The sequence below is a fragment of the Saccharopolyspora terrae genome (genome assembly GCF_004348435.1).
Classification (GTDB): domain Bacteria; phylum Actinomycetota; class Actinomycetes; order Mycobacteriales; family Pseudonocardiaceae; genus Saccharopolyspora; species Saccharopolyspora endophytica.
This window is the reverse complement of the sequence record NZ_SMKS01000003.1, coordinates 33,615-53,525: the sequence shown is the minus strand read 5'-3', so window position 1 is coordinate 53,525 and position 19,911 is coordinate 33,615. Positions and strand designations below refer to the sequence as shown.

The window sequence follows — 19,911 nt, the reverse complement described above, 5'->3', positions numbered from 1 at the left end:
AAGCCTTCCCTGCACAGCGGGTTGAAGGGCACCAGAAGGTCGGCCTTCAGACACCACTGGGTGGGGAGGGCCCCTCCGCGTGCCGGATCGCGTATCAGGTACGTTAAGTGCAAAACGTGACGATTCCCCCGGAAGAGTGAAGTTCGGCCGGGAGAACCGGAAGGAGCCCAGTTGGGCGCGCTGATGCTGGCCGAAGGCGGAACATTCCAGCCGCCGGGCGCCGATAGCTTTTTCCTCCCGCCGATCGCCGGCGGAGTCACCAAGCCGATGGTTCTCGTCGTGGCTTCGGCGATCATCGTGGGCGCCTACTTCCTGATCGCCACCCGAAACCTCAAGCTGGTTCCGGGCAAGGGTCAGTTCGTGGCCGAGTTCGCCTACGAGTTCAGCCGGAACAAGATTGCCCGGGAGCAGATCGGTGCCAAGGACTTCCGTCCTTTCGTGCCGCTGATCTTCGCGCTGTTCACGTTCGTACTGGTGAACAACCTCTTCGGGATCATCCCGATCATCCAGTTCCCCACGATGTCCAAGATCGGTTTCCCGATCGCGCTGGCCGCCGTGGTCTACGTGGTGTTCCACGGGGTGGGCTTCGCCCGGCACGGCTTCCTGGGCTACTTCAAGCACATCATGTTCCCGCCCGGGGTTCCGAAGCCGATCTACCTTCTGCTGGCACCCATCGAGTTCCTGCAGAAGTTCGTCGCGCAGCCGGCCGCTCTGGCGGTCCGAGTGTTCGCCGCGATGTTCGCCGGACACCTCATCCTGCTGGTGTTCACGCTCGGCGGTGAGTACCTGCTCCTCGAGGCGAGCGTGGCGTTCAAGCCCATCTCCGTGGTGGCATTCGCCTTCGCTATCGCCCTGACCTTTGTCGAAGCCCTGATTCAGGTGCTTCAGGCCTACATCTTCGCCCTGCTGACCGCCAACTTCATCGGCGCAGCGCTGGCCGAAGGCCACTGAGGGCCTGACACAAATAAAAACCGGGCGACGACAAAGACTTTCCGATCCGAAAAAGGACCTGTCGATCCGCCCAGATAAAGCGGACCGAGTGAAAGGTAGTGAAAGTGAGCAACATCGTTCTCGCGCAGGCCGCTGAGGCTGCGGGCAACATCAACCCCGGTCTCGCCGCGATCGGCTACGGCCTCGGCGCCGTCGGCCCGGGCATCGGCGTGGGTCTGATCTGGGCCGCCGTCATCAACGGCACCGCCCGCCAGCCGGAGGCCCAGGGCCAGCTGCAGGGCATCGCCTGGATCTCCTTCGTTCTGGTCGAGGTGCTCGCGCTGATCGGTCTGGTCGTCTACTTCATCGCGTCGGCTGCCTGATCATCTGACGGCTCAACGCGTTGGGAGACGTTGTGGTGAAGACCCAGATGCTGCTCGCCGCTGAAGGCGAGCACAACCCGATCGTCCCGGAGCCCGCGGAGATCGTGGTCGGTCTCGTCGCGTTCGGGCTGCTGCTGTTCGTGCTCTGGAAGTTCGCGGTCCCGCGCTTCGAGAAGATCTACGCGGAGCGCAGCGAGCGGATCGAGGGCGGGATCGCGAAGGCCGAGGCCGCGCAGGCCGAGGCACAGCGGACCCTGGAGCAGTACAAGTCGCAGCTGGCCGAGGCTCGCGCCGAGGCCGCACGCATTCGCGACGACGCCCGTGCCGAGGGGCAGCAGATCCTGGAGGAGATGCGGACTCAGGCTCAGACCGAGTCGGACCGCATCGTCAGCCAGGGCCAGTCCCAGCTGGCGCACCAGCGGGCTCAGATCGTCGCCGAACTGCGTTCCGACCTGGGACGTCAGGCGGTCGACCTGGCCAGCCGGGTGGTCGGCGAGTCCCTGGAGGACGAGGCGCGTCGTCGCGGCACCGTTGACCGGTTCCTCGACGAGCTGGACGCGACCTCGGCCCCGGCCGAGTCGGCCAAGCCCTGAACCTAGTGAAAGGCGCTGAGAGTTGAGCACCCTCGTGAACGCCGCGAGCCGTGAGGCAATGGCAGCGAGTCAGCTGCAGTTGCTGCAGGCCACTGACGGGGCTCAGGCTGCGGAGATCACCGGGCTCGCCGACGAGCTGTTCGGCGTGGCCGCTCTGCTGGGCCGTGAGTCCACGCTCCGGCGGGCGCTCGCCGACGCCTCCACCGACGCGCAGTCCAGGGAGAACCTGGCCCGCGGGTTGCTGGAGTCCAAGGTCGGCGCCCGGGCGCTGCCGGTGATCGTCGAAGCCGTCCGCGCACGCTGGTCGAGCCCGAGCGACCTGGTCGGCGGGCTGGAGCAGCTGGCCCGCACCGCGCTGCTGGTGCAGGCCGAGCGGGCGGGTCGCCTCGACGCCGTCGAGGACGAGCTGTTCCGGCTGGGCCGGATCATCGGCTCGGAGGTCGACCTGGAGCGCTTGCTGTCGGACCCCTCCGGGGAGCCGGCGGGCAAGACCGCCGTGCTGGATCGGCTCATCGAGGGCAAGGTCGAACCAGTGACCCTCGAACTGGTCCGGCAGCTCGTGGCCCGGCCGCGTGGCCGGCGGGTCAGCGAGGGGCTGGAAGAGCTGGCCGAGCTGTCGGCGAAGCGCCGGGAACGCTCGGTGGCGCACATCCGTTCCGCTTTCCCGCTCAGCGCGGAACAGCAGGACCGGTTGTCGCGCACCCTGCAGCGGATCTACGCCCGTCCCATCGCTCTGCACCTGGAGATCGATCCCGGTGTCGAGGGCGGGCTGCTGATCAAGGTCGGTGACGAGGTCATCGACGGCAGCGTGACGGGACGCCTGCAGACGCTGCGGCGCGACCTGGCCGACTGATGCCGACGCCGCGCCCCGGCTCCCGGGCCGGGCGCGCGGCGCGCAACACCAACTCCCTTCCAAGAACTAACCGAGGGCAGGAACGAGACATGGCGGAGCTGACGATCTCGTCGGACGAGATCCGCAGTGCGATCGAGAATTACGTCTCCAGCTACTCCCCGGAGGTCAGCCGCGAGGAGGTCGGGGTCGTCACCGAGACCGGTGACGGCATCGCCCGTGTCGAGGGCCTGCCTTCGGTGATGACCGAGGAACTGCTGGAGTTCCCCGGCGGCATCTACGGTGTCGCGATGAACCTGGAGGCTCAGGAGATCGGCGCGGTCATCCTGGGTGAGTCCGAGAAGATCGAGGAAGGCCAGGAGGTCAAGCGGACCGGCAAGGTCCTGTCGACCCCCGTCGGCGACAAGTTCCTCGGTCGCGTGGTGAACCCGCTGGGTGAGCCCATCGACGGCCTCGGCGAGATCGTTGCCGAGGAGCAGCGTCCGCTGGAGCTGCAGGCCGCCACGGTCGTGCAGCGGCAGGGCGTCGGCGAGCCGATGCAGACCGGCATCAAGGCCATCGACTCGATGACCCCGGTCGGCCGCGGCCAGCGCCAGCTGATCATCGGTGACCGCAAGACCGGCAAGACCACGGTCGCGGTCGACACGATCATCAACCAGAAGAAGAACTGGGAGTCCGGCGACGAGACCAAGCAGGTCCGCTGCATCTACGTCGCGATCGGCCAGAAGGGCTCCACGATCGCCGGTGTGAAGCGGTCCCTCGAGGACGCCGGTGCGATGGACTACACCACCATCGTCGCCGCTCCGGCTTCGGACTCCCCGGGTCTGAAGTGGCTGGCCCCCTACACCGGTTCGGCCATCGGCCAGCACTGGATGTACCAGGGCAAACACGTCCTGATCATCTTCGACGACCTCACCAAGCAGGCCGAGGCCTACCGCGCGATCTCGCTGCTGCTGCGTCGTCCGCCGGGTCGCGAGGCCTACCCGGGTGACGTCTTCTACCTGCACTCGCGTCTGCTGGAGCGCTGCGCGAAGCTGTCGGACGAGCTGGGCGCGGGCTCGATGACCGGTCTGCCGATCATCGAGACCAAGGCCAACGACGTGTCGGCCTACATCCCGACCAACGTCATCTCGATCACCGACGGCCAGTGCTTCCTGCAGTCGGACATGTTCAACGCCGGTCAGCGCCCCGCCATCGACGTCGGCATCTCGGTGTCGCGTGTCGGTGGTTCCGCGCAGATCAAGGCGATGAAGAGCGTGACCGGTTCGCTGCGTCTGGACCTGGCCCAGTACCGCGAGCTGGAGGCCTTCTCGGCCTTCGCCTCGGACCTGGACGCCGCCTCCAAGGCCCAGCTGGACCGCGGTGCCCGCCTGATGGAGATCCTCAAGCAGGGTCAGGGCGAGCCTCTTCCGGTCGAGGACGAGGTCGTGTCGCTCTACATCGCCACCAAGGGTCACCTCGACTCGGTGGCGATCGCCGACGTGCGTCGCTTCGAGAGCGAGTTCCTGGCCCACATGCGCCGCAACCACGAGACCACGCTCAAGGACATCGTCGAGACCGGCAAGATGTCGGCCGACGCCGAGAAGGTCATCGTGGACGCGGTCGAGGAGTTCAAGAAGAGCTTCACCGGTTCGGCCACCACCGCGCCGAGCGAGCCCGACGCCGAGGCTCTGGCAGCCGACGAGGTCGGCCAGGAGACCGTCAAGGTCGCCAAGCCGGCTCCGAAGGAGTGACCAGCTAAGCCATGGCAACCCTTCGGGAACTCCGGGATCGCATCCGGTCGGTGAAATCGACCCGGAAGATCACCAAGGCGCAGGAGCTGATCGCTACCTCGCGCATCACCAAGGCGCAGGCCAGGGTCGAGGCTTCGCGGCCGTACGCCGAGGAGATCACCAGCGTCCTGTCCGCGCTGGCTGACGTGAGCACGTTGGACCACCCGCTGCTGACCGAGCGCACCAACCCCAAGCGGGCCGGTGTGCTGGTCGTGACCAGTGACCGGGGTTTCTGCGGCGGGTACAACGCCAACGTCATCAAGGCGGCCGAGGAGCTGCAGTCCCTGCTCCGCGAGCAGGGCAAGCAGCCGGTGCTGTACGTCATCGGCCGCAAGGGCGAGTCGTACTACCGGTTCCGGCAGCGCGAGATCGAGGCGAGCTGGTCCGGTTTCAGCGACCGGCCCGAGTACGCCAACGCCTCCGAGGTCGGCGAGACCCTGGTCAAGGCGTTCCTGGCGGGCGCTGACGACTACCTCGACGACGGTGGTCCGGACGGTAAGCTGGGTGTGGACGAGCTCCACCTGGTCAGCACCGACTTCGTGTCGATGCTGACCCAGAAGCCGGCGGTCCGGCGGATCGCTCCGCTGGAGGTCGAGTACACCGACGAGCGCAAGCTCAAGCCCGTCTTCGAGTTCGAGCCGGACGCTGAGACGCTGTTCTCCGCCCTGCTGCCCAAGTACATCAAGACCCGCCTGTTCGCGGGCCTGCTGGACTCGGCGGCGTCGGAGCACGCGGCTCGCCGGACGGCCATGAAGTCGGCGACGGACAACGCGGACGAGTTGATCCGCAACCTAAGCCGCGAGGCCAACCAGGCCCGCCAGGCCCAGATCACCCAGGAAATCAGCGAGATCGTCGGCGGTGTCGAGGCGCTCTCGTCCGCAGGAAGTGAGTGACATGACTGCTGCTACTGCCACCAGCACTGGCACGGGCCGCGTCGTCCGGGTGCTCGGCCCGGTCGTGGACGTCGAGTTCCCGCGTGACCAGGTGCCGGACCTGAACAACGCTCTGACCGCCGAGATCACGGCCGAGAGCATGGCCAAGACGCTGACGCTCGAGGTCGCCCAGCACCTGGGTGACAGCGTGGTGCGCACGGTCTCCATGCAGCCCACCCAGGGCCTCGTCCGCGGCGTGAACGTCGTGGACAGCGGCTCGGCGATCTCCGTCCCGGTCGGCGACAAGGTCAAGGGCCACGTGTGGAACGCGCTGGGCCACTGCCTGGACGAGCCGGGCTACGGCTCGGACGCCGAGCGCTGGGAGATCCACCGCAAGGCCCCGGCCTTCGACCAGCTCGAGGGCAAGACCGAGGTGCTGGAGACCGGCATCAAGGTGATCGACCTGCTCACCCCGTACGTGCAGGGTGGCAAGATCGGTCTGTTCGGTGGTGCCGGCGTCGGCAAGACCGTTCTGATCCAGGAGATGATTCGCCGAGTCGCCAAGAACTTCGGTGGTACCTCCGTGTTCGCCGGTGTCGGCGAGCGCACCCGTGAGGGCAACGACCTCTGGGTGGAGATGGACGAGTCCGGCGTTCTGGCCGACACCGCGCTGGTGTTCGGTCAGATGGACGAGCCGCCGGGCACCCGTATGCGCGTGGCGCTGTCCGCTCTGACGATGGCGGAGTACTTCCGCGACGTCCAGAACCAGGACGTGCTGCTGTTCATCGACAACATCTTCCGGTTCACCCAGGCCGGCCAGGAGGTGTCGACCCTGCTGGGCCGCATGCCTTCGGCCGTGGGTTACCAGCCGACGCTGGCCGACGAGATGGGTGAGCTGCAGGAGCGCATCACCTCGACGCGTGGTCGTTCGATCACCTCGATGCAGGCGATCTACGTGCCGGCGGACGACTACACCGACCCGGCCCCGGCGACGACCTTCGCCCACCTGGACGCGACGACGGAGCTTTCCCGTCCGATCTCCCAGATGGGCATCTACCCGGCGGTCGACCCGCTGACCTCCAGCTCCACCATTCTCGACCCGTCGGTCGTGGGTGAGGAGCACTACCGCGTGGCCCAGGAGGTCAAGCGGATCCTGCAGAAGTACAAGGAGCTGCAGGACATCATCGCCATCCTCGGTATGGACGAGCTGTCCGAAGAGGACAAGGTGACGGTGCAGCGGGCGCGTCGCATCCAGCGCTACCTGTCGCAGAACTTCTTCGTCGCGAAGCAGTTCACCGGCCAGGAGGGCTCCTTCGTCTCGGTGAAGGAGACCATCGAGGCCTTCGACAAGCTGTGCAAGGGCGACTTCGACCACTACCCGGAGCAGGCGTTCCTGTCCATCGGTGGTCTCGACGACCTCGAGCAGGCGTACAAGAAGCTCACCGAGCAGTGATCTGCCACCCCGCTTGCAAGCCTGGCGGGGTGTGGTGAAAACCGGCGAGCGGGGTCGGGGCCCGACGGGTCCCGACCCCCTTTGCCACTAGGCATTTTCAGCCCGGCCAGTCAGATCGCCCTGGTGGCGTTGGCTAGACTGCGGGCACACACCCGACAAAGGAGACGCGCGTGGCCAACATGTCCGTCCAACTGGTCGCCGTCGAGCGCCTGCTGTGGTCCGGGGAGGCGACCGCGGTCGTCGCGCAGACCACCGAGGGAGAGATCGGCATCCTGCCGGGCCACGAACCGCTGCTCGGTCAGCTGGTCGAGGGTGGTGTCGTGCGCATCACCACCACCGACAAGGAGACCGTGACCGCTGCGGTCCACGGTGGCTTCCTGTCGGTGACCGGTGCCGGCGTGAGCGTGCTCGCGGAGTCCGCGGAGCTGGCGCAGGAGATCGACGTGGCGCAGGCTCGCAAGGACGTCAAGAGCGACGACGAGCTGGCCAGAACCCAGGCGACAGCCCGATTGCGAGCAGCGGGCCACACGGACTGATCGGGCCAGCATGGGGTCGCCGGTCGTGTTGCTCGTCGTAGCGTTCGCGCTGCTGCTGCTCGCCGCCCTCGCGGTGGGGCTGCTGGCCTGGCGACGAGTGCGCGAACTGCGGGTCGGAGGCATCGACGTGGCGCTGCGCGCCACCGATGGCAAAGGACGCGGCTGGCAGCTGGGTGTGGCGCACTACCGGGGCGAGGAATTCGCCTGGTACCGCATCCTGAGCCTTCGCTCCGGCCCGAACTGGGTGATCAACCGGCGAACCGTCGACATCGCCCAGCGGCGTGAACCCTCGGTCGCGGAGGCGTACGCGATGCCGAGCGGCTCCACGGTCCTGGACCTCACCGGCCCGGACCTGGAGCTGGCGATGAACAGCGACGCGCTGACCGGCTTCCTGTCCTGGCTCGAATCGGCACCACCGGGACATTCGGTGCCGTGGGCGTCGTAGAACGCCCGACGAACAACAGCGGGGTCCGACCACGGGCCCCGCTTTTTCGTGCCCTGGGGGCGGAGGATGGGAACCTTCCTGCCACTCCCGACCCGCGTGATGACAGGAAAGTTCCCGTGCTCACGCCGAGCCGGATGGCCTCGCACGGCTGGGGTTGCCGAGACCGGCCCTCGTGACCGAGGGCCTCACGATCAGGCCGGAACCCTTCGAGAGCCCTGACGTCCAGCGTGCGCTGGCTCAGTACGTCGCTGAGCTCGCAGAGCACTTTCCGGAGGGATTCCGTCCGGGTGGGGGCGTGCCACCTGCTGAGGACGATTTCACGCCGCCGAAGGGCGTGTTCCTGCTGGTGCGGCTCGCCGGCGAGGCGATGGGGTGCGGTGGGCTGCGGACCGAGTCCGACGGCACCGCCGAGATCCCCGCCTGCAACGACAACCCCCACGCCGCGTACTGGTTCGAGAAAACCCTTCGATGACCAGGGGCGCGGCCGATTACGCTGCGAGCGTGCGCATCGTGACCGTCGGCTACGACCACCCCGATTCCCAGCGGCTGATCGAGGCCGTGCAGCAGGAGTACGTCGAGCGCTACGGCGAGCAGGACGTGACGCCGGTCGACCCGGCGGAGTTCTTCCAGCCCCGCGGCCTGTTCCTGCTGGGCTACCTGGGCGAGGAGGCGGTGGCCTCCGGTGGTTGGCGTGCGCGCGACACCGGTGAGGAGGGGTTTCGGGACGGCGACGCGGAGCTCAAGCGCATGTACGTCGTGCCCGCTCAGCGCGGCAATGGATGGTCCCGGCGGATGCTCGCCGAGCTGGAGTCCACCGCCGCGCTGGCCGGTCACAAGCGCTTGGTGCTGGAGACCGGCACCAAGCAGCCCGAAGCCATCGGGCTCTACCTCTCGTGCGGGTACGAGCAGATCGAGAACTTCGGTGTCTACCGGTGCGACCCGGACAGCCGCTGCTACGGCAAGGAGCTCTAGGCGTTCCCGCCCGGTTTCCACAGCACATCGCCGTCCGGGTTGGCGACCCTGGCCAGGATGAACAGCAGGTCTGAGAGCCGGTTGAGGTACTTCGCGGGCAACGGGGACGTGCGCTCGGGGTCGGCGTCCTGCAGCGCCCAGGCGGAACGTTCGGCGCGGCGGGCCACGCAGCGCGCCTGGTGCAGCAGCGCCGCACCTGGAGTGCCGCCGGGCAGGATGAACGAGTCGAGCTTGCCCAGCCGGCCGTTGAACTCGTCGCACCAGCCCTCGAGCCGGTCGACGTAGGCCTGGGTGACCCGCAGCGGCGGGTACTCGGGGTTGTCCACGACGGGCGTGGACAGGTCGGCGCCGACGTCGAACAGATCGTTCTGCACGGCGCGCAGCACGGCCACGACGTCATCGGCGAGGTCAGCGGTGGCCAGGGCCACGCCCAGCACGGAGTTCGTCTCGTCCACGTCGGCGTAGGCGACCAGGCGCGGATCGGTCTTGTGCACCTTCGAGTTGTCCGACAAGCGCGTGGTGCCCGCGTCCCCGGCCCGCGTGTAGATCTTCGTCAGGTGGACTGCCATGCCCACAGCCTATGCGTGCGCGCCGTGGGCGGAAGGTGGCAGGAAGGTTCCCTCGCACCACATGCACCGCTGCGGCACCGCAGGTGACAGGAAGGGTTCCCGCACCTCCACCCGGTGGGAGGAAGGTTCCCTCACGAGCTCGTGACCCGCCCCGATGCGCGTTGGGCGGGGGCCGTAACCTCGATGCTCGTGAGTGAGCACTTCCGGGTACGCGGCGGAGCGCGCCTCGTCGGCGCGGTGGATGTGGTGGGGGCGAAGAACAGCGTCCTCAAGCTGATGGCCGCTGCGCTGCTTGCCGAAGGCACGACGACGATCGTGAACTGTCCCGAGATCTTGGACGTTCCGCTGATGGCCGACGTGCTGCGCAGCCTGGGCTGCGAGGTGACCATCGACGGCGGCACGGTGCGCATCACCACGCCGTCCTCGATCAGCCACGAGGCGATCTCGCCGTCGATGGGGAAGCTGCGCGCTTCGGTGTGCGTGCTGGGGCCGCTGGTGGCGCGCTGCCGCCGCGCCGTGGTGACCCTTCCCGGTGGCGACGCGATCGGTTCCCGCCCGCTGGACATGCACCAGAACGGGCTGCGGAAGCTGGGCGCGACCAGCCACATCGAGCACGGTGCGGTGGTCGCCGAGGCCGAGAACCTGCAGGGCGCGCAGATCTGGCTGGACTTCCCGAGCGTGGGCGCCACCGAGAACATCCTGATGGCCGCGGTGCTGGCCGAGGGCACCACGGTCATCGACAACGCCGCACGCGAACCGGAGATCGTCGACCTCTGCGTGATGCTGCAGCAGATGGGCGCCAAGATCGAGGGCGCGGGCACCTCCACCTTGACAGTGCACGGCGTCACCTCCATGAAAGCAGTGGAGCACCGCGTGATCGGTGACCGGATCGTCGGTGCGACCTGGGCGTTCGCCGCCGCCGCCACTCGTGGCGACATCACGGTCAACGGGGTCGACCCGCAGCACACCAACCTGATGCTGGAGAAGCTGCGCAGCGCGGGTGCGGAGGTGACCACCGGTGAGGAGAGCTTCCGGGTGGTCATGCCGGAGCGCCCGAAGGCCGTGGACTACGTGACCTTGCCCTTCCCGGGCTTCCCGACGGACCTCCAGCCGATGGCGCTGGCCTTGTCGGCCGTCGCCGACGGCACCTCGATGATCACCGAGAACCTGTTCGAGTCGCGGTTCCGGTTCATCGAAGAACTGGTGCGGATGGGCGCGGACGCGCGCACCGACGGCCACCACGCGGTGGTGCGCGGCATGGAGCGGTTGTCCAGCGCCCCGGTGTGGGCCACGGACATCCGTGCCGGTGTGGGCCTCGTGCTGGCGGGGTTGTGCGCGGACGGCGACACCGAAGTGTGGGACGTCTTCCACATCGACCGCGGTTACCCGAACTTCGTGGAGAACCTCCGCGGGCTGGGCGCCGACATCGAGCGCGTCGCGGACTGATCTTCGTCCTCTGTGGCCGGTGGTCCCGCTTCGTCCGGGGGCACCGGCCACAGGTGTTCCCGAGGCCCTGCGGGAGTGTCGGGGATCATGATCATCGGTACCGGTCCGGGTGGCTAGAGTCCTCCGCGGACCAGGTGAGAATCCGGAAAGGGAACCGATGAGCACCACCACGCGGGTCGGCCGCATCATGACCTTCACCGCGAAACCCGGCCGGGGCGACGAACTCGCCACGATCATGATGCAGGTGGCCGAGGGCTTGCGCGGATCGATGGGTTGCCAGCTCTACCTGGTCAGCCGTGACGTGGAAGCTCCCGACACGGTGCGAGTGGTCGAAGCGTGGACGGATTTCGCCAGCGCGGACGCGGCCCTGGCCACCACCGTGGCCACGCGATCCGACATCGACCTCAACGACGTGCTGGGCATGCTCGCCGAACCGCCGGAGCAGATCGACCTGAACGCGCTCGGCGGCGTCGGCCTGTGAGTCAGGCGTCGCGGCGTTCGCGCAGCAGGAGCAGGGCGTAGGCGGCGATGGACTGGGCGTCGGTGACCTCGCCGGCGGCGATCATCTTCTCGAACTCGGCTCGGCTGAACCACGCGGTGCGCATGTCCTGCTCCTCGTGCTCGCGTTCGTGCGCGCCTTCGGTGAGCCCGGTCGCGAGGAACACCCGGCCGCGCTGGCTGGACATGCCGGGCGCGACGTCGAGCAGCCCCAGGTCCAGCATGTTCGCCGCGCGCAGCCCCGTCTCCTCGCGCAGCTCGCGGGCCGCGAGCTCACCGGCCTCGACGTCGGCCCGGTCGGGCGCGGTGCCCTGCGGGAACTCCCAGCGGCGCATGCCCAGCGGGTAGCGGAACTGCTCGACGAGGTGCAGCCGATCACCGTCGAGGGGGATGACCAGGGCGTAGTCCGGTTTGTCGATGACCCCGTAGATCCCGGGGGTCCCGTCGTCGCGCCGGACGCCGTCCTCGCGCACCGACATCCACGGATTCGCGTACACCTCGCGGCTGCTGGTCTGCTCCATGCGCCCCATCCTGCCGTCCTCGGACGCCGGAGGTGAGCATGGGAACCTTCCTGCCACGCCAGCCCGGCGCAGCGCCTGGTGAGGGCCTTGGTGGGTGAAAGGTTCCCCTACTCCGCCGTGCGGTTGAGCTGCGACTTCCGGCGGCCGTAGCCGAAGTACACGACGAGTCCGATCGCCGTCCAGATCGCGAAGGTCAGCCAGGTGACCGCGTCCAAGCCGGTGATCAGGTACGCGCACAGCGCGAGGCCGAGCAGCGGGACGAACGGCATCAGCGGGGTGCGGAAGCTGCGCGGGAGTTCGGGGCGGGTCCGCCGCAGCACCACGACGCCGATGTTGACCAGGCCGAAGGCGACCAGGGTGCCGATGCTGGTGGCTTCGGCGAGCTGGTTGAGCGGCACCACGGCTGCCAGCAGTGCCACGAGGATTCCCACCAGCGCGGTGTTGCGGGCCGGAACCGACCGTCGGTTGACCCGCGAGAGCATCTTCGGGACGAGGCCGTCGCGCGACATCGCCACCAGGATCCGGGTCTGCCCGTAGAGCACGGTGAGCACGACCGAGGCGATCGCGATGACCGCTCCCAGTGCGAGCACGACCGCGGGCCAGCCCTGGCCGGTGACCGTGCGCAGCGCGGTGGCCAGCGACGCGTCGGACTCTCCCAGCGCTCCGGCTCCGACGGCTGCGACCGCGGCGAAGGCCACCAGCACGTAGATCGCGGTGACGATGATCAGCGACAGGATGATGGCCCTCGGAAGGTCGCGCTCGGGGTTGCGCGCTTCCTCGCCCGCGGTGGAGGCGGCGTCGAAGCCGATGAAGGAGAAGAACACCGCGGAGGCGCCGACCGAGATGCCGGCGATCCCGGCGGGGGCGAAGGGGGTCAGGTTCCCGGAGTTGAACGCGGTGAAGGCCACCGCGACGAAGAACACGAGCACCGCGATCTTGAGCACGGTGGTGACGGTCGTGGCCCACGCGCTCTCGCGCACGCCGAGCAGCAGCACGCCGGTGGCCAGCAGCACGACGACGGCGGCGGGCACGTTGACGACGCCGCCCTCACCCGGGGGTGCGGCGAACGCCTCGGGGATGGTCACGCCGATGGTGCCCTGCAGGAACTCGTTGAGGTAGCCGCCCCAGCCGACCGCGACGGCGGCGACGGACACCCCGTACTCCAGCAGCAGGCACCAGCCGCAGATCCAGGCGATGATCTCGCCGAGGGTCGCGTAGGTGTAGGAGTAGGCGGATCCGGACACGGGGACGCTGCCCGCCAGTTCGGCGTAGGACAGCGCCGAGCACAGCGCGGCCAGCCCGGCCAGCACGAACGAGAGCACGACAGCCGGGCCGGCGGCCGGGGCCGCCTCGGCGAGCACCACGAAGATGCCGGTTCCCAGCGTCGCGCCGACCGACAGGGCCACCAGCGGCACCAGGCCCAGGGTGCGGTTCAGCTCGCTGTGCGAGCCCTCGGTGGCGAGCCGTTCGGCGGGTTTGACGCGGAGCAGACTGCGGGCGAAAGACACGAGCGGTAACGGTAACTCCGGTGGTGGGAAGGGGTGTGGCGCGGGTCCCGGCCGGGTGCGGGGCGTTGATCACCCGTGGGGGTGCTCGACATCGATGGCCACGCCCGTACTCTGTGCCGGGTGCGACTTGTGATTGCCCGCTGCCAGGTGGACTACGTCGGTCGTCTCACCGCGCACCTGCCGATGGCCCAGCGACTGCTGCTGGTGAAGGCCGACGGTTCGGTGTCGGTGCACTCCGACGACCGCGCCTACAAGCCGTTGAACTGGATGAGCCCGCCGTGCTGGCTCATCGAGGACCCCGACGTGTGGACGGTGCAGAACAAGGCCGGCGAGAAGCTGGTGATCACGGTCGAAGAGGTGCTGCACGACTCCAAGCACGAGCTGGGCGTCGAGCCGGGCTTGGTCAAGGACGGCGTCGAGGCGCACCTGCAGGAGTTGCTCGCCGAGCACGTGACGACTCTGGGAGAGGGCTGGTCGCTGGTTCGCCGCGAGTTCCCGACGGCGATCGGGCCGGTTGACCTGATGTGCCGGGACGACGGCGGGAAGAGCGTCGCGGTCGAGATCAAGCGTCGCGGTGAGATCGATGGTGTCGAGCAGCTGACCCGCTACCTGGAGCTACTCAACCGCGATCCGCTGCTGGCCCCGGTCACGGGCGTGTTCGCGGCCCAGCAGATCAAGCCGCAGGCGCGGACGCTGGCCGAGGACCGGGGGATCCGCTGCGTGGTCCTGGACTACGACAAGCTGCGCGGCATCGAGCCCGACGAGTACCGCCTGTTCTGAGGCAGTTCGGCCGGGGTGACAGGAAGGTTCCCCGGCTCCGACGGCGCTCGGTGTTGCCCGTCCTCACCTGGCTTTCCGGGCCGCTGAATCCGCAGCCGATGAATCCGGGTGCTCGTGAACCGCGAGTGATGGCCGAGAATGTTCGGCATTGCGCGACGCATTCGGAGCATCACCGGCCGTCGCCGACCATTCGTCGATCTTGATCGGAATTGGATCGGATTGGGCGATGGCAGGAATGTTCCCATCATTCCCATTCCCGCCATCGCGAACTGCCGGCAGCGAGTTCCGCGTCGGATGGCGGGACGCTTTCGGCGGCGGGTGCGGCAGAAAGGTTCCCGTGCTCGCGCGCGTGAGGGTCAGCGGCGTGCGCGACCGTTGCAGTCGCAGGGCTGCAGGCGGGGCGTGGACAGCGGGGCGAGCATCGCCGCCAGCTGGTGGAGCAGTCCTTCGGGCCGGCGGTCCGCTGACGCTGCGTCGACGTCGGTGCGGGATTCGTCGATCGGGTCTTCCGCGAGTCCGGCGCTGATCGCCAGATCGATCCGGGCGTTCACGGTTCCTCCCCGCAGCGTGGCGAATGCATTGTGTGACCATACCGTCACGGTGCGTCGAAACAGTCGGGAAAACGCGTATATCACTCGCTTGGACCCGCTCGCTCACGGGGTGCACACGCGTACGACCGGAAAGTCCCCTGCGTGGCGCCAGTCGGCGCAAGTTCCGTGATCGATTTAGTGTCTTCTCCAACGAATTGATATCGGCTTACGGCTGCCGCCTCATCTGTGCGGTACTGTCCGACCGCTATCGCGAATGTGGTGGTTCTCGTTTGACTTTGTTGGGTCTGTGGGAGGTGGGGCGGCAGTGCTGCTAGCCCAAGGTCAGCTACTCGACGCGAACGGCGTCGACTACGCGTTGTTGGCGCTGTATTTCGCGTTCGTACTGGGGATCGGCTGGCTGGCGAGGCGGGCCGTTTCAACCAGTCTGGACTTCTTCCTCTCCGGGCGCGCTCTGCCCGCATGGGTGACGGGTCTGGCGTTCATCTCGGCGAACCTCGGCGCGATCGAGATCATCGGCATGTCGGCCAACGGTGCCGAATACGGCATGCCGACGATGCACTACTTCTGGATCGGTGCGGTCCCGGCCATGCTGTTCCTCGGCGTGGTCATGATGCCGTTCTACTACGGCTCCAAGGTCCGAAGCGTTCCCGAATTCATGCTCCGCCGATTCGGCAAGGCCGCTCACCTGGTCAACGGCATCTCCTTCGCCCTCGCCCAGGTGCTCATCGCCGGTGTGAACCTGTACCTGCTGGCCAGCATCGTCAACGCGCTGCTGGGCTGGCCGCTGTGGGTCTCGGTGCTCGTCGCCGCGCTGATCGTGCTCTCCTACACCGCGCTGGGCGGCCTGTCCGCCGCCATCTACAACGAGGTGCTGCAGTTCTTCGTGATCGTCGCGGCTCTCCTGCCGCTGACCATCGTCGGTCTGGTCAAGGTCGGCGGTGTGCAGGGCCTGGTCGACAAGGTCACCGCGAGCAAGGGCGGCGCCGAGCAGCTGACCGCCTGGCCGGGCGCTGAGCTGACCGGCTTCAGCAACCCCATCCTCAGCGTCATCGGCATGATCTTCGGCCTCGGCTTCGTGCTGTCCTTCGGTTACTGGACCACGAACTTCGTCGAGGTCCAGCGCGCGATGGCTTCCAAGTCGATGTCGGCCGCGCAGCGGACCCCGATCATCGGTGCCTTCCCGAAGATGTTCATCCCCTTCATCGTGATCATCCCCGGCATGATCGCCGCGGTGATCATCCCGGAGATGACCAACTACAAGCTCACCGAGCAGGGTCCGTACGACTACAACGACGCGATCCTGCTGATGATGCGAGACCTGCTGCCCAACGGCATCCTCGGCATCGCGCTGGCTGGTCTGCTCGCGTCCTTCATGGCCGGTATGGCCGCCAACCTGTCGTCGTTCAACACGGTGTTCACCTACGACATCTGGCAGGCGTACATCGTCAAGGACAAGCCGGACCACTACTACCTGCAGATGGGCCGCTGGGTCACCGTCGGCGCCACCCTCGCCGCCGTGGGCACGGCGTTCATCGCCTCCGGCTACGAGAACCTGATGGACTACCTCCAGCAGCTGTTCTCGTTCTTCAACGCACCGCTGTTCGCGACGTTCATCCTGGGCATGTTCTGGAAGCGGATGACCGCGCACGCCGGTTGGTCCGGTCTGGTGCTGGGCACGGCCTCGGCAATCACGGTCTACGCTCTGTCCGAGACCGGAGTGCTGGACCTGCCTGGTCAGGGTGCGAGCTTCGTCGGTGCCGGTGTTGCGTTCGTCGTCGACGTGATCGTCAGCGTCGTCGTCTCGCTGGCCACCAAGCCCAAGACCGATGAGCAGCTGGTCGGTCTGGTCTGGGGCCTGACGCCGAAGGAGAACCTGAAGGCGTCCACCACCGGTGAGGACTCCGGCTGGTACCGGCGTCCGGGCCTGCTGGCCGGTATCGCGCTGATCCTGATCATCGCCCTCAACATCATCTTCGGCTGAGCCAGGACTGGGAGGAAATCTCATGGCTAGTGGAGGTTCGGGGCACAGCGCTGGTGCCTTCGACATTCGCACGGTGATCGCGCTGCTTTTCGGCATCTACGGAGTCGTGCTCGTCGTGCTCGGCTTCATCCAGCCGCAGGCCGAGATCGACAAGTCCGCAGGGCTCAACATCAACCTGTGGGCCGGCCTCGGCATGGTGGTGTTCGCGGCGGTGTTCGTCCTGTGGGCCCGCCTGCGTCCGATCACGGTTCCCGATGACGTCGAAGGCGGCGCCGCCGCCGAGTGACGTGAGCTGAATGGGACCGGGACGGCGTCCGCACTTCACGGTGCGGGCGCCGTTTCGCATTTCGATACCGATTCTGCGGTTCAGGTCCCGATTCCGAGATCGTCTGACTACCGTGTCGGCAACGCGCAGCTGTCAAGTGGACCAGCGCGCAACGGTGCGTGTCCAGCACATGAGTCGGGCGGTACATGACGGTTCTTTCCCGACTCGGTATTTCGTAGGCTGCACGCTGACAATGAACGTCGTAATGGTGGGAGGCCGGCCATGACCCAGACCGCCCGTGGGAACGTCGAAGAGATCGCCAGCGCGCGGTTCGAGACGTTCCAGTCGATCGACCCGCGCACCGGTGAGGTGGTGGGCGAGCATCCGATCCACGATGCGGAGGCGGTCGGGAACGAGGTCGCGGCGGCACGCGAGGCGCAGTCGGCGTGGGACGAGCTCGGGTTCTCCGGTCGGAAGCAGCATCTCGATCGCTGGCGAAAACTGCTGGTCAAACGCCTCGACGAGCTCGCGGGCGTGGTGTGCGCGGAGACCGGCAAGCCGCTCGAGGACGCCAAGCTCGAACTCGTGCTGGTCATCGATCACCTCGCGTGGGCCACCTCCAACGCCGAGAAGGTCCTCAAGCGGCGCAAGGTCTCGCCCGGCGTGCTGATGTCCAACCAGACCGCCACGGTCGAATACCTCCCCTACGGCGTCGTGGGTGTCATCGGCCCCTGGAACTACCCGGCCTTCACGCCGATGGGCTCGATCGCCTACGCGCTGGCCGCCGGCAACGCCGTGGTGTTCAAGCCCAGCGAACTCACCCCCGGGGTGGGTGAGTGGCTGGTCAAGACCTTCGCCGAGGCCGTGCCGGAGCACCCGGTGTTCCGCCTCGTGACCGGCTTCGGGCAGACCGGCGCCGCGCTGTGCCAGGCCGGTGTGAACAAGGTGGCCTTCACCGGTTCCACCGCCACCGGCAAGCGCGTGATGGCCTCGTGCGCGGAGAACCTGGTCCCGGTGCTGGTCGAGTGCGGCGGCAAGGACGCCTTGATCGTCGACTCCGACGCGGACCTGGCCGCGGCCGCCGACGCCGCCGTGTGGGGTGCGATGTCCAACGCCGGGCAGACCTGCATCGGCGTCGAGCGCGTCTACGTCCACGACGCCGTGGCCGACCGGTTCCTGAAGATGGTCAGCGACCGTGCCGCCAAGCTGCGCCCGGGCGGCGAGCCGGGTGCCGACTTCGGTCCCATCACGATGGCCTCGCAGGTCAACATCATCCGCGACCACATCGACGACGCGATCAAGCGCGGCGGTCGTGCGGTGGTCGGCGGACGCGACTCGGTGCGCCCGCCGTTCGTCGAGCCCGTGGTGATCGCCGACGTCCCCGAGGACTCGGCCGCCATCACCGAGGAGACCTTCGGCCCGACCCTGGTCGTGCAGCGCGTGCGCGACGTGGACGAGGCCGTCGCCCACGCCAACGCCACCAAGTACGGCCTCGGCGCCACCGTGTTCTCCCGCGCCCGAGGTGTGGAGCTGGCCCGCCGGCTGCGCAGCGGCATGGTCGCGGTCAACTCGGTGATCGCCTTCGCCGGTGTGCCCGCCCTGCCGTTCGGCGGTGTCGGCGACTCGGGCTTCGGCCGGATCCACGGCGCCGATGGCCTGCGCGAGTTCGCCCGCCCGCAGTCGGTGACCCGCACCAAGTTCAAGATCCCGCTGAACCCGATGAGCTTCGCCCGCCCCAAGGGCACCGTCGGCACGGTCGTCAAGCTCATCAAGGTGATGCGCGGCCGCTGAGCTGATCCAGACCACCACGGTCGGCGCTTTGGCTTGCGCCCGTGGTGACAGGAAGGTTCCCTTGCTCGCATCCCCCGGTGTTCGCCAGGGGGATTTGCGCGGGCGCACGTCCCGGGCAGAGTTGACCGCGCACGGTTGATCGCGTCGAGCCTCGGTGGCTTCGGCGACGGGAGCGCAGGCGAGGAGGCCTACGGGTGAAGAAGATCATCAACGAGCCGGCGGACGTGGTCGCCGAAGCGTTGCGAGGTGTGGCCGCGGCCCACCCGGAGCTGCTTCGGGTGCAGACCGATCCGGCGGTGATCGTCCGCGCTGACGCACCGGTGACGGGCAAGGTCGCGGTCGTCTCCGGCGGTGGGTCCGGCCACGAGCCGCTGCACGGCGGTTTCGTCGGCTCGGGAATGCTCGCCGCGGCCGTTCCGGGCGCGGTGTTCACCTCGCCCACTCCGGACGCGGTGCAGGCGGCCATCACGGCCACCCACGGTGGTGCCGGGGCGCTGCTGGTGGTCAAGAACTACACCGGCGACGTGCTCAACTTCGAGACCGCGGCCGAGCTCGCGGCCGTGGAGGACGTCGACGTGCGCAGCGTGATCGTCGACGACGACGTCGCGGTCAAGGACTCCACGCACACCGCAGGTCGCCGCGGAGTCGGCGGCACGCTGATGGTGGAGAAGATCGTCGGTGCCGCCGCCGAGCGCGGAGCGAGCCTCGACGAGTGCGAGGCGCTCGCCCGCAAGGTCGTCTCCCAGGTGCGTTCGATGGGCATGGCGCTGACCGCCCCCACCGTTCCGCACGCCGGCCAGCCCAGCTTCGAACTGGCCCCCGACGAGATGGAGATCGGCATCGGCATCCACGGCGAGCCCGGCCGCGCCCGCGTGCCGATGGGCACCGCCGACGAGATCGTGGCGCAGCTGCTCGACCCGATCCTGGAAGACCTGCCCTTCGCCGAAGGCGACGACGTCCTGCTGTTCACCAACTCGATGGGCGGCACCCCGCAGCTGGAGCTCTACCTCGCGCACGGCGTCGCCGAGCGGCTGCTGGCCGAACGCGGCATCACCGTCCGCCGGCGCCTCGTGGGGCCGTACGTGACGAGCTTGGAGATGCAGGGCATGAGCTTGACGCTGCTGAAACTGGACGACGAGCTCACCGAGCTCTGGGACGCGCCGGTGCACACCGCCGCGCTGCACTGGTGAGGAGG

Annotated in this window: 22 protein-coding genes; 18 read left to right on the top strand and 4 right to left on the bottom strand. The window is 68.0% G+C overall.

What is annotated here, in order from left to right; genetic code table 11:
* The first annotated feature begins 171 nt into the window (after window positions 1-171).
* The 11 genes from atpB to E1181_RS03160 all read left to right on the top strand — a co-directional run bounded on the left by atpB (window position 172) and on the right by E1181_RS03160 (window position 8,806).
* The gene (gene atpB / locus E1181_RS03210) at window positions 172-951 is read left to right on the top strand and encodes a F0F1 ATP synthase subunit A (RefSeq protein ID WP_132672362.1); all 780 of its coding nucleotides are present in this window, start codon (window positions 172-174) and stop codon (window positions 949-951) included.
* A gap of 104 nt (window positions 952-1,055) precedes the next feature.
* Window positions 1,056-1,313, top strand: a complete 258-nt coding sequence (locus E1181_RS03205; RefSeq protein WP_132672361.1) for an ATP synthase subunit c family protein — start codon at window positions 1,056-1,058, stop codon at window positions 1,311-1,313.
* 35 nt (window positions 1,314-1,348) lie between these two features.
* The gene (locus E1181_RS03200) at window positions 1,349-1,906 is read left to right on the top strand and encodes a F0F1 ATP synthase subunit B (RefSeq protein ID WP_132672502.1); all 558 of its coding nucleotides are present in this window, start codon (window positions 1,349-1,351) and stop codon (window positions 1,904-1,906) included.
* A 22-nt stretch (window positions 1,907-1,928) separates the two neighbouring features.
* A complete protein-coding gene (locus E1181_RS03195) occupies window positions 1,929-2,759 on the top strand; it encodes a F0F1 ATP synthase subunit delta (protein WP_132672360.1) in 831 nt (276 codons plus the stop codon).
* An 89-nt stretch (window positions 2,760-2,848) separates the two neighbouring features.
* Window positions 2,849-4,489 (top strand): F0F1 ATP synthase subunit alpha, encoded by a 1,641-nt coding sequence (atpA, locus tag E1181_RS03190; protein ID WP_132672359.1) that lies wholly within the window; start codon window positions 2,849-2,851, stop codon window positions 4,487-4,489.
* A gap of 11 nt (window positions 4,490-4,500) precedes the next feature.
* Window positions 4,501-5,421, top strand: coding sequence for a F0F1 ATP synthase subunit gamma (locus E1181_RS03185; protein ID WP_132672358.1), 921 nt, complete (start codon window positions 4,501-4,503; stop codon window positions 5,419-5,421).
* A gap of 1 nt (window position 5,422) precedes the next feature.
* A complete protein-coding gene (gene atpD / locus E1181_RS03180) occupies window positions 5,423-6,853 on the top strand; it encodes a F0F1 ATP synthase subunit beta (RefSeq protein WP_132672357.1) in 1,431 nt (476 codons plus the stop codon).
* A 170-nt stretch (window positions 6,854-7,023) separates the two neighbouring features.
* Window positions 7,024-7,389, top strand: a complete 366-nt coding sequence (locus tag E1181_RS03175; RefSeq protein WP_132672356.1) for a F0F1 ATP synthase subunit epsilon — start codon at window positions 7,024-7,026, stop codon at window positions 7,387-7,389.
* Window positions 7,390-7,399: 10 nt separating this feature from the next.
* Complete coding sequence (locus E1181_RS03170) at window positions 7,400-7,834, top strand: DUF2550 domain-containing protein (RefSeq protein WP_132672355.1); 435 nt, start codon at window positions 7,400-7,402, stop codon at window positions 7,832-7,834.
* 295 nt (window positions 7,835-8,129) lie between these two features.
* Complete coding sequence (locus tag E1181_RS31970; protein ID WP_235875908.1) at window positions 8,130-8,306, top strand: GNAT family N-acetyltransferase; 177 nt, start codon at window positions 8,130-8,132, stop codon at window positions 8,304-8,306.
* A gap of 29 nt (window positions 8,307-8,335) precedes the next feature.
* Window positions 8,336-8,806, top strand: a complete 471-nt coding sequence (locus E1181_RS03160; protein ID WP_132672353.1) for a GNAT family N-acetyltransferase — start codon at window positions 8,336-8,338, stop codon at window positions 8,804-8,806.
* Here E1181_RS03160 and E1181_RS03155 read toward each other — a convergent pair.
* Window positions 8,803-9,375: a cob(I)yrinic acid a,c-diamide adenosyltransferase gene (locus E1181_RS03155; RefSeq protein ID WP_132672352.1), complete on the bottom strand. Its 573-nt coding sequence runs from the start codon at window positions 9,373-9,375 to the stop codon at window positions 8,803-8,805. The two genes, E1181_RS03160 and E1181_RS03155, sit on opposite strands and share 4 nt — an antisense overlap.
* Window positions 9,376-9,564: 189 nt before the next feature.
* Between E1181_RS03155 and murA the strand changes: the two genes are divergently transcribed.
* Window positions 9,565-10,821, top strand: coding sequence for a UDP-N-acetylglucosamine 1-carboxyvinyltransferase (gene murA / locus E1181_RS03150; protein ID WP_132672351.1), 1,257 nt, complete (start codon window positions 9,565-9,567; stop codon window positions 10,819-10,821).
* A 157-nt stretch (window positions 10,822-10,978) separates the two neighbouring features.
* Window positions 10,979-11,302, top strand: a complete 324-nt coding sequence (locus E1181_RS03145; protein ID WP_132672350.1) for a putative quinol monooxygenase — start codon at window positions 10,979-10,981, stop codon at window positions 11,300-11,302.
* A 1-nt stretch (window position 11,303) separates the two neighbouring features.
* Here the strand turns inward: E1181_RS03145 and E1181_RS03140 are convergent, their stop codons facing one another.
* Window positions 11,304-11,840, bottom strand: coding sequence for an NUDIX domain-containing protein (locus E1181_RS03140; protein WP_132672349.1), 537 nt, complete (start codon window positions 11,838-11,840; stop codon window positions 11,304-11,306).
* 107 nt (window positions 11,841-11,947) lie between these two features.
* A complete protein-coding gene (locus E1181_RS03135) occupies window positions 11,948-13,348 on the bottom strand; it encodes an amino acid permease (protein ID WP_132672348.1) in 1,401 nt (466 codons plus the stop codon).
* A gap of 120 nt (window positions 13,349-13,468) precedes the next feature.
* On the opposite strand from E1181_RS03135, the gene nucS reads away from it, so the two are divergent.
* Window positions 13,469-14,128, top strand: a complete 660-nt coding sequence (gene nucS, locus E1181_RS03130) for an endonuclease NucS (protein ID WP_132672347.1) — start codon at window positions 13,469-13,471, stop codon at window positions 14,126-14,128.
* A 356-nt stretch (window positions 14,129-14,484) separates the two neighbouring features.
* Here nucS and E1181_RS03125 read toward each other — a convergent pair whose 3' ends face one another.
* On the bottom strand, window positions 14,485-14,679 hold the full coding sequence (locus tag E1181_RS03125) for a hypothetical protein (protein ID WP_132672346.1): 195 nt from the start codon (window positions 14,677-14,679) through the stop codon (window positions 14,485-14,487).
* Window positions 14,680-14,932: 253 nt separating this feature from the next.
* On the opposite strand from E1181_RS03125, the gene E1181_RS03120 reads away from it, so the two are divergent.
* The 4 genes from E1181_RS03120 to dhaK all read left to right on the top strand — a co-directional run bounded on the left by E1181_RS03120 (window position 14,933) and on the right by dhaK (window position 19,906).
* The gene (locus tag E1181_RS03120; protein ID WP_132672345.1) at window positions 14,933-16,660 is read left to right on the top strand and encodes a sodium:solute symporter family protein; all 1,728 of its coding nucleotides are present in this window, start codon (window positions 14,933-14,935) and stop codon (window positions 16,658-16,660) included.
* 22 nt (window positions 16,661-16,682) lie between these two features.
* Window positions 16,683-16,946, top strand: a complete 264-nt coding sequence (locus E1181_RS03115; protein ID WP_132672344.1) for a hypothetical protein — start codon at window positions 16,683-16,685, stop codon at window positions 16,944-16,946.
* A gap of 261 nt (window positions 16,947-17,207) precedes the next feature.
* Window positions 17,208-18,716, top strand: coding sequence for an aldehyde dehydrogenase family protein (locus E1181_RS03110; RefSeq protein WP_132672343.1), 1,509 nt, complete (start codon window positions 17,208-17,210; stop codon window positions 18,714-18,716).
* A gap of 194 nt (window positions 18,717-18,910) precedes the next feature.
* Window positions 18,911-19,906 carry a dihydroxyacetone kinase subunit DhaK gene (gene dhaK / locus E1181_RS03105; protein WP_132672342.1) on the top strand — a complete coding sequence of 332 codons (996 nt, stop codon included), beginning with the start codon at window positions 18,911-18,913 and terminating at the stop codon, window positions 19,904-19,906.
* The last annotated feature ends 5 nt before the right edge of the window (window positions 19,907-19,911 follow it).

Excerpts from the sequence above, each read along its gene's own strand:
- E1181_RS03140 (WP_132672349.1), bottom strand. The coding sequence starts at position 11,840 with ATGGAGCAGACCAGCAGCCGCGAGGTGTACGCGAATCCGTGGATGTCG.
- atpA (WP_132672359.1), top strand. The coding sequence starts at position 2,849 with ATGGCGGAGCTGACGATCTCGTCGGACGAGATCCGCAGTGCGATCGAG.
- E1181_RS03145 (WP_132672350.1), top strand. The coding sequence starts at position 10,979 with ATGAGCACCACCACGCGGGTCGGCCGCATCATGACCTTCACCGCGAAA.
- E1181_RS03110 (WP_132672343.1), top strand. The coding sequence starts at position 17,208 with ATGACCCAGACCGCCCGTGGGAACGTCGAAGAGATCGCCAGCGCGCGG.
- atpD (WP_132672357.1), top strand. The coding sequence starts at position 5,423 with ATGACTGCTGCTACTGCCACCAGCACTGGCACGGGCCGCGTCGTCCGG.
- E1181_RS03115 (WP_132672344.1), top strand. The coding sequence starts at position 16,683 with ATGGCTAGTGGAGGTTCGGGGCACAGCGCTGGTGCCTTCGACATTCGC.
- E1181_RS03155 (WP_132672352.1), bottom strand. The coding sequence starts at position 9,375 with ATGGCAGTCCACCTGACGAAGATCTACACGCGGGCCGGGGACGCGGGC.
- E1181_RS03120 (WP_132672345.1), top strand. The coding sequence starts at position 14,933 with ATGTGGTGGTTCTCGTTTGACTTTGTTGGGTCTGTGGGAGGTGGGGCG.
- E1181_RS03170 (WP_132672355.1), top strand. The coding sequence starts at position 7,400 with ATGGGGTCGCCGGTCGTGTTGCTCGTCGTAGCGTTCGCGCTGCTGCTG.
- E1181_RS03185 (WP_132672358.1), top strand. The coding sequence starts at position 4,501 with ATGGCAACCCTTCGGGAACTCCGGGATCGCATCCGGTCGGTGAAATCG.